The organism is Ruminococcus sp. MSJ-25 (assembly GCF_018917825.1).
Lineage (GTDB): Bacteria > Bacillota > Clostridia > Oscillospirales > Ruminococcaceae > Hominimerdicola > Hominimerdicola aceti.
Genome location: NZ_JAHLPI010000004.1, coordinates 85,663 through 92,746, shown reverse-complemented (window position 1 = coordinate 92,746; position 7,084 = coordinate 85,663). Strand labels below are relative to the sequence as shown.

At 44.0% G+C, this 7,084-nt stretch carries 7 protein-coding genes; all 7 read right to left on the bottom strand.

The features are described from left to right. Positions 1–139: 139 nt before the first annotated feature. From spoVM to rsmB, 7 genes are read right to left on the bottom strand one after another with little or no spacing between them, the layout of a single operon-like run. Entirely contained in the window at positions 140–223 is an 84-nt protein-coding gene (gene spoVM / locus KQH97_RS08805) for a stage V sporulation protein SpoVM (protein WP_117856231.1), read from the bottom strand. Positions 224–266: 43 nt separating this feature from the next. Next, a complete protein-coding gene (locus KQH97_RS01180) occupies positions 267–926 on the bottom strand; it encodes a thiamine diphosphokinase (protein WP_216552240.1) in 660 nt (219 codons plus the stop codon). Beyond that, positions 919–1,803 (bottom strand): ribosome small subunit-dependent GTPase A, encoded by an 885-nt coding sequence (gene rsgA / locus KQH97_RS01175; protein WP_216552238.1) that lies wholly within the window; start codon positions 1,801–1,803, stop codon positions 919–921. Before rsgA ends, KQH97_RS01180 begins: the two co-directional genes overlap by 8 nt. A gap of 3 nt (positions 1,804–1,806) precedes the next feature. After that, the gene (gene pknB, locus KQH97_RS01170) at positions 1,807–3,927 is read right to left on the bottom strand and encodes a Stk1 family PASTA domain-containing Ser/Thr kinase (RefSeq protein WP_051706481.1); all 2,121 of its coding nucleotides are present in this window, start codon (positions 3,925–3,927) and stop codon (positions 1,807–1,809) included. A 42-nt stretch (positions 3,928–3,969) separates the two neighbouring features. After that, positions 3,970–4,707, bottom strand: a complete 738-nt coding sequence (locus tag KQH97_RS01165; protein WP_242843618.1) for a Stp1/IreP family PP2C-type Ser/Thr phosphatase — start codon at positions 4,705–4,707, stop codon at positions 3,970–3,972. A gap of 9 nt (positions 4,708–4,716) precedes the next feature. Then, positions 4,717–5,763: a 23S rRNA (adenine(2503)-C(2))-methyltransferase RlmN gene (rlmN, locus tag KQH97_RS01160; RefSeq protein WP_022287849.1), complete on the bottom strand. Its 1,047-nt coding sequence runs from the start codon at positions 5,761–5,763 to the stop codon at positions 4,717–4,719. Positions 5,764–5,767: 4 nt separating this feature from the next. Then, positions 5,768–7,084, bottom strand: a complete 1,317-nt coding sequence (rsmB, locus tag KQH97_RS01155) for a 16S rRNA (cytosine(967)-C(5))-methyltransferase RsmB (protein WP_216552236.1) — start codon at positions 7,082–7,084, stop codon at positions 5,768–5,770.

Sequence of the window (7,084 nt, the reverse complement as noted above, 5' to 3'; positions counted from 1 at the left end):
CCTGTACTGCTGCAACACGTTCTTCACTTGTAAGTGATTTCTTCTTTGACATAAAATAACCCCCTTTAGAGTTACACCATTTTATTATTTCATGTGTCTACTCTAAGGGGATTATATCACACGAGTACCGCCAGTTATCCTATTCTTCTTCCTTTTTGATCTTAAAAATAAGCCTCATTAAACCCGATATGACCTTTGGACTTTTTACAACTACAACTTTCATAAGTATTACCTCCCGAATAGTTATAGTTTATATTATTCAAAAATCAAAAATCGGTTACCATTTTTGACTGTACTGACAGCAGATAGCCGCTTTTGAATGATATCTCAGCGTATTTTCTATCCTGCCCATCAAAGCCTTTCACCACGTTTGATATACCAAGCGGGAAAGCATTGGTCAACAGACAGTTCTCTACTTCATATTTCGCACCCTTTATGGTCAGACCCTCTACCTTATCGGTATATGCCACCAGTGAGAACGAAAAGCCCTCACGGTCATATATCCTGTAACTGCCTGCACGATAAAGCCGAATTATCTCCCTATCTGCGGCTATCATTCCCTCACCGCCACAAGATAAAATATATCCCAGAGATTGGATATTTCCAAGTAAGTGGTCTACTCGTCCGCCTGTTGCACCGAATATGAGAAAATCATCACAACCCGACTCAAAGCCATGCTTTATGGCGAGCATAAGGTCGGTATCGTCCTTTTCTGAGGGGAAGATCTCGATATTATCAAAAACAGGTTTTTCAGCGGAATCAAAGTCACCCATAATAATGTCCGACTTTACGCCCACTGCCTGTGCAAGCTTATAGCCCTTGTCAGCGGATATCACAAGAGAATCGTCGATAAAAGACTTATATTCTGCCACACACTGAGCCGACACCGCTTCACCGCCTGAAAAGATAGTGCATTTCTTAGTCATTTTTGTATTCCCACTCCTTAAGCTGCTTTGCCTGCTCGTACATTTCCACATAACTTTCATGCCTTGACTTTGCGATCTCGCCATTTTTTACCGCCTCTATGACCGCACAGTCCTTTTCCTTTGTGTGGCTGCAATCAGGAAATCTGCACTTGCCCTCGTATTTCTGAAACTCAGGAAAACAGCCTGCAAGCTTGTCTTTGAAAATAATATCATATCTGTTGGTATCAAACGACGAAAAGCCAGGGGTATCAGCAATATAACCACCGCCCTCCAGCTTATAAAGCTCTACATGGCGTGTGGTGTGCTTTCCTCTGCCAAGCTTTTTGCTTATCTCGTTGGTGGCAAGCCCCAATGCAGGAAACATATTATTGAGCAGTGACGATTTGCCAACGCCCGTGTTTCCTGTAAATGCCGACAGCTTGCCCTCCAGCACTGCCTTAACAGCTTCACTGCCCTCGCCAGTGGTATTGTCTACCTGAAAGGTCTTTATCCCTGCACCCTTGTATATATCCACAAGCTCGTCACAGCTTTCCTTGTCTATCTTTGTAAAGACTACCACAGGCTCTATTTTTTTGAAAACAGCTATTGCAATAAACTTATCAAGCAACAGCAGATTAGGTCTTGGTTCGCAGGTAGACGAAACGAACACAAGCATATCAAGATTTGCAAGAGGCGGTCTTATAAGCAATGAGCGTCTTTCCTCTATCTTCTCGATAACTCCGCTTCCGTCGTCCTCCAATGAAAATTCAACTCTGTCGCCGCCTACAGGAGAAATGTTCTTTCTTCTGAATACTCCTCTTGCCTTACATTCATAAATGCCGTCGGAGGCTTCTACATAGTAGATGCCTCCGATAGCTTTAACGATTATTCCATTCATGAACTACTGACCCTGCTCGTCTGGCTCCTGAGGCTCCGGTGCAGGTGCTTCAGTAGTGGTAGTTGTAGTAGTTGTTGTGGTCGTAGTTGTAGTAGTTGTGGTCGTTGTCGGAGTAATGTCGATCAGACCGCTTTCATTCAGGCTTCCGCTAAGAGTAGCTGTCTGCTTATCATAATCTATGTCATATACTGCATAACGGCACTTCTGCTGATTTTCGTCATTTGTGATGAAGATAGTCAGAGTTTCTGTCTTCTTGCCCTTTACAGTTACATTTACAGAACCGCCTGCAACAGATTCTCCACTACCGATCTTCTGTGTATATGCAACGTTGCCGTTATTGTAGATGTCTATAGAATATGAGCCGTGGATACCACTTGGGAGTGGCAGTGAGAATGTTACCTCAACAGGTGAAGTTTCTCCGGTCGAAACGTAAATAGTAACAGTTGTGTCACGCTCAACATATGTGCCTTCATCTGTATCCTGCTCGATGACCTTGCCCTTATCGCCCTCATGCTCGATCTCCTTGACCTCAGCCTTGAGCTTGTTCTCCTTGAGCATTGCAACTGCCTTTTCTTCTGTAAGACCTACAACGCTTGGTACTTTGACTCTTGTTTCAACAGGACCCTTACTTACAAACAAAGCAACAGTCGCACCTACGGCATACTGCTCGCCTGCTGCCGGCTGTGTTTTCACAACAAGACCTGAAGCTATATCCTCAGACCATATATCTCTCTTAACGACCATAAATCCTGCAGCCTTAAGCTCGCTTTCAGCCACAGTGCCGTCTTTCTTCACCATGTCAGGGATAGTTGCCATTTTTTTGCCCTTACTTACAGTAAGTGTAACAGTGAAGCCTTCCTTAACAGACTTTCCTGCTGCCTGACCCTGGAATGTGATTATTCCCTCGTCATACTGGTCATTATACTCTTCGGTGATATCAAATTTAAGCTTATCCTTATAATCCTGCTCAACCTGAACGATATTCTTGCCCACAAAGTTTGGCAGTGTAACTGTGCCTGTGTGCATACCGTTTGAACCGCTGAATGACTTGAATACAACTCCTACGATAACAAACGCTGCAATGATAACTACCGCAACTGTCACAGCAAGGAGTATCGGAACAACGTAAGAACGCTTCTTTTCTTCCTCTTCTTCCTCGTCATCGTTTTCTTCGTCATCGTCCTCATATTCTTCATCGTCGTCATAGTTCTCACTATGCTCATCGTCAAAATATTTGTTATTGTTATCAGCCACAGGGATAGGAACAGGGCTGTTCTTATATCCGAAAACAACAGATGGATTGAGCTTGAATGTGTCTATATCCTTTATCATCTCTGCTGCTGACTGATAACGTCTTGCAGGATCTCTCTCCATAGCGTGCATAACTATTTCTTCAAGAGCCTCTGGGATAGAAGGCATGATCTCTCTTGGCGGAACCGGATCCTCCTGCATATGCTTGAGAGCGATAGCCACAGGATTTTCACCGTCAAAAGGCTTTCTGCCTGTGAGCATCTCATAGAGCATAACGCCTACAGAGTATATGTCAGATCTTTCATCTGTCATATCGCCCCTTGCCTGCTCAGGTGAGATATAGTGAACAGAACCGATAGTCTTGTCAGAAAGTGTCTTTCCGTCGATCCTTGAAAATCTTGCGATACCAAAATCCATGACCTTGATAGTTCCGTCAGGGAAAAGCATTATGTTCTGCGGTTTAATATCCCTGTGAACGATACCCTTATCATGAGCGTGCTGCAAAGCACGGAGTATCTGAGTTACAAAGTGCAAAGCGTCTTTCCACCTAAGCACGCCCTGCTGCTCGATAAACTCTTTAAGGGTGATGCCGTCGATATACTCCATAACGATAAACTGTATCTCGTCAGAAAATCCCACGTCATATATCTTTACGATATTAGGGTGAGAAAGTACAGCGATAGCCTTGCTCTCGTTTCTGAAGCGTCTGAGAAATTCCTCGTTCTGTGAAAATTCAGGCTTAAGTATCTTTACCGCAACAGTACGGTTTTCCATAACGTCAACTGCCTTATAAACGTCAGCCATTCCGCCCACGCCGATAAGCTCGGTTATCTCATATCTGCCGTCTAGCTTTTTGCCGATATTAGAATCCATGTAATTCAACTCCTATATTATTCATGTTTTATTGTCATTCCATTAATTTGCTATTACCGCAGCAGTAATATTATCTTTACCGCCGCATTCGTTTGCGAAAGCAATAAGCTGTTTTATAGCCTCGTCAAGATTATTGCCAAACACAGTTTCATATATCATATTGTCTGTGCAATAATTGGTCAGACCGTCAGAGCAAAGCAGCACCGCAAAATTATCATTTTCTTCAAGCTCGAAATAATCGACCTCAACATCTGATTCAACGCCCACAGCCTTTGTGATAACGTTTCTCATATGATGATTTTTCGCTTCTTCTTTGGTTATCTGACCCGACCTATAAAGCATTTCCACATAAGTATGGTCAGTGGTTATCTGAGCTATACCGTCCTTGGTAAGAAGATATCCACGGCTGTCGCCCACACTCACCATATAGACGGTCTTATCCACCACCAATGCCGCAACGCAGGTAGTACCCATGCCGTTTTTGTCAATATCCTCCTTGCTCTTGCCATACACGATCGTATTCGCATAATGCACTGAAGTGAGCATAAGATTTCTTATGGAATTTGGTTTCATATCTTTTCGGAAATTTTCCTTGATACGTTTTACTACTGCGTCAATGGCAAGCTGACTGGCAACTCCGCCTGATGACGCTCCGCCCATACCGTCACAGACCACCGCAACGGCAACATTGTCAGCAAGAAATTCAGCATGCACTCTGTCCTGATTTTCACTGCGTTTTTTTCCGATGTCTGTATCAGACGCTATAAACAAGCGATTCACCACCTTTTATCAGATCTCATATTCTCGTCTTAGCTGACCGCAGGCAGCGTCTATATCCGCACCCAAGGTCCGCCTCACAGTAGCGTTTATCCCAAGCTTCTCCAGATATCCTCTGAATCTGTTGGCTGACTTTCTATCAGAATGATAATTACGCTCCTTTATTTTATTAACAGGGATTATATTCACATGACAGACAAATCCGCCCAGAAGCTCCGCAAGTTCCCTTGCGTCCTCCATGGAATCGTTATGCCCGTCTATCAAAGCATATTCAAAAGAAATTCTCCTGCCTGTTACCTTAAAATAGTATCGGCAGGCGGCAAGAAGCTCGTTAATATCATACCTGTCATTAACAGGCATTATCTCGCTCCTGCTCTTATTATTGGAAGCGTGCAAAGAGATAGACAATGTTATTCCAAGCTTTTTCTCTGCAAGCTCATATATCCTCGGCACAATGCCGCAGGTAGACACTGAAACGTGCCTTAGCGACATATTAAAGCCCTTTGGACAGGACAGCACTTCAAGAAAATTCACCACATTATCAAAGTTATCCATAGGCTCGCCTATTCCCATAAGCACCACGCCTGATATCTTTCTTCCGCTGTCACGCTCAGAAGCGTATATCTGCCCCAGGATCTCCGACGAAGTCAGATCACGCTTGAAGCCTGCAATAGTTGACGCACAAAAGCGACAGCCCATTTTGCAACCCACCTGAGTTGACACGCAAATGGTGTTTCCGTAGTTGTATTCCATTATTACGGATTCCACATGATTTCCGTCCTCAAGCTCATATAGATATTTTACAGTATTATCGGTATGAGATTCAAGCTTTTTTGACACAAATAGTGATTTTAAACAAAATTTTTCATTGAGCAGATTCCTTAATTGTACAGATAGATTAGTCATTTCATCAAAACTTGACACTCGCTTTACATGAAGCCAGTCAAATATCTGCCCTGCACGGAACTTCTTTTCTCCAAGCTTTAGTATCTCGGCTTCCAGTTCGTCAGGCAGAAGCCCCAATATATCTATTTTTCCATTATCATCAAATGCTACCAAAAGATCACCTCAGCCTGATAAACTTAGCAATAAAAAATCCGTCTGAATTATATTTTGCAGGTGTGATAGACATTCTGCAAAGACCGCTGTCGCTACCAAAAGCCTCGCCTAGCGGTGCAGGCTCAAAATCAGGGTGTTCAGCCAAAAATCTGTCCGCCACTTCATCATTTTCCGCCCTTGACAGCGTGCAGGTGGAATACACCAGCGTTCCGCCTGCTTTTACATACTCCGCCGACGTTTTCAGTATATCATACTGTATTTCGGGAAGCCTGTCGAAATCTGAGGGTTCTTTATACTTTATCTCAGGTTTTCTTCTTATAACGCCCAGTCCCGAACAAGGTGCGTCGCAAAGCACTTTGTCAGCCTTTGGCATTTTCTCGTCATAGACCTTTGCGTTGTTGACACCTGCGCTTATGCAGTCAAGCCCAAGCCTTTTGGCACCGCTTTCAATAAGCCCTGCACGATTTTTATGCAGATCAAAAGCAAGCACTCTGCCCTTGTTGTTCATACGCTCGGCAATTGTAAAGGTCTTTCCACCAGGTGCGGCACAAAGATCAAGAACTGTATCGTTCTCCTTAGGATCAAGAGCCGCACAGCAAAGCTGGCTCGAAAGATCCTGAACGTGTATCCTGCCCTCTTTGTAAGCCTTAGTATGCTCCACCGCCCCTGCACCGCATATCCTTATGCAATCAGGCAGGACAGACAGCCTTTCAAATGTAATGCCCTCCTCAGCGAGCATATCCAGTGTGCTTTCAAGAGAATAAAAGACCGTGTTCACTCTTGCGGTGACAGGTGCCTGTCCCACAGATGTTTTCAGCATTTCAAGGCAGATGTCCTTACCATATTCCCTTGTCCACTTCTCCGCCAGCCATACAGGTGCGGAGTATTCTATAGAAAGCTCCTCCGTGGCATTTCTGCCCTTTGGAAGCTTTTTGTCGTTTCTTATAAACTCCCTTAGCATTGCGTTCACAAAGCCGCTTGCCGCAGGATTTCTGTTTTTCTTTGCAAGCTTCACAGACTCGTCCACAGCCGCATTGTCAGGAACGGAGTCCATATATAAAAGCTGATAAAGACCCATTCTCAGTATAACTCTGACCTCAGTACCAAGCTTATTCTTAGGGTTGCGTGAATATTCCCGAATAATGTTATCAAGAGTTATCTGTCTTTCCAAAACGCCGTAGAAAAGTGCTGCGGCGAATTTCTTGTCCTGAGGTGAAAGGTCAGACCTTTCAAGGCCCTCGTCAAGAAGTATATTTGAATATGAGCCGCTGTTTTCAAGCCTTGTAAGCAGCCTTAAAACCGTTTTTCTGGCGTTTCCCAT

Excerpts from the sequence above, each read along its gene's own strand:
- spoVM (WP_117856231.1), bottom strand. The coding sequence starts at position 223 with ATGAAAGTTGTAGTTGTAAAAAGTCCAAAGGTCATATCGGGTTTAATG.
- KQH97_RS01180 (WP_216552240.1), bottom strand. The coding sequence starts at position 926 with ATGACTAAGAAATGCACTATCTTTTCAGGCGGTGAAGCGGTGTCGGCT.
- rsgA (WP_216552238.1), bottom strand. The coding sequence starts at position 1,803 with ATGAATGGAATAATCGTTAAAGCTATCGGAGGCATCTACTATGTAGAA.
- pknB (WP_051706481.1), bottom strand. The coding sequence starts at position 3,927 with ATGGATTCTAATATCGGCAAAAAGCTAGACGGCAGATATGAGATAACC.
- rsmB (WP_216552236.1), bottom strand. The coding sequence starts at position 7,084 with ATGGGAAACGCCAGAAAAACGGTTTTAAGGCTGCTTACAAGGCTTGAA.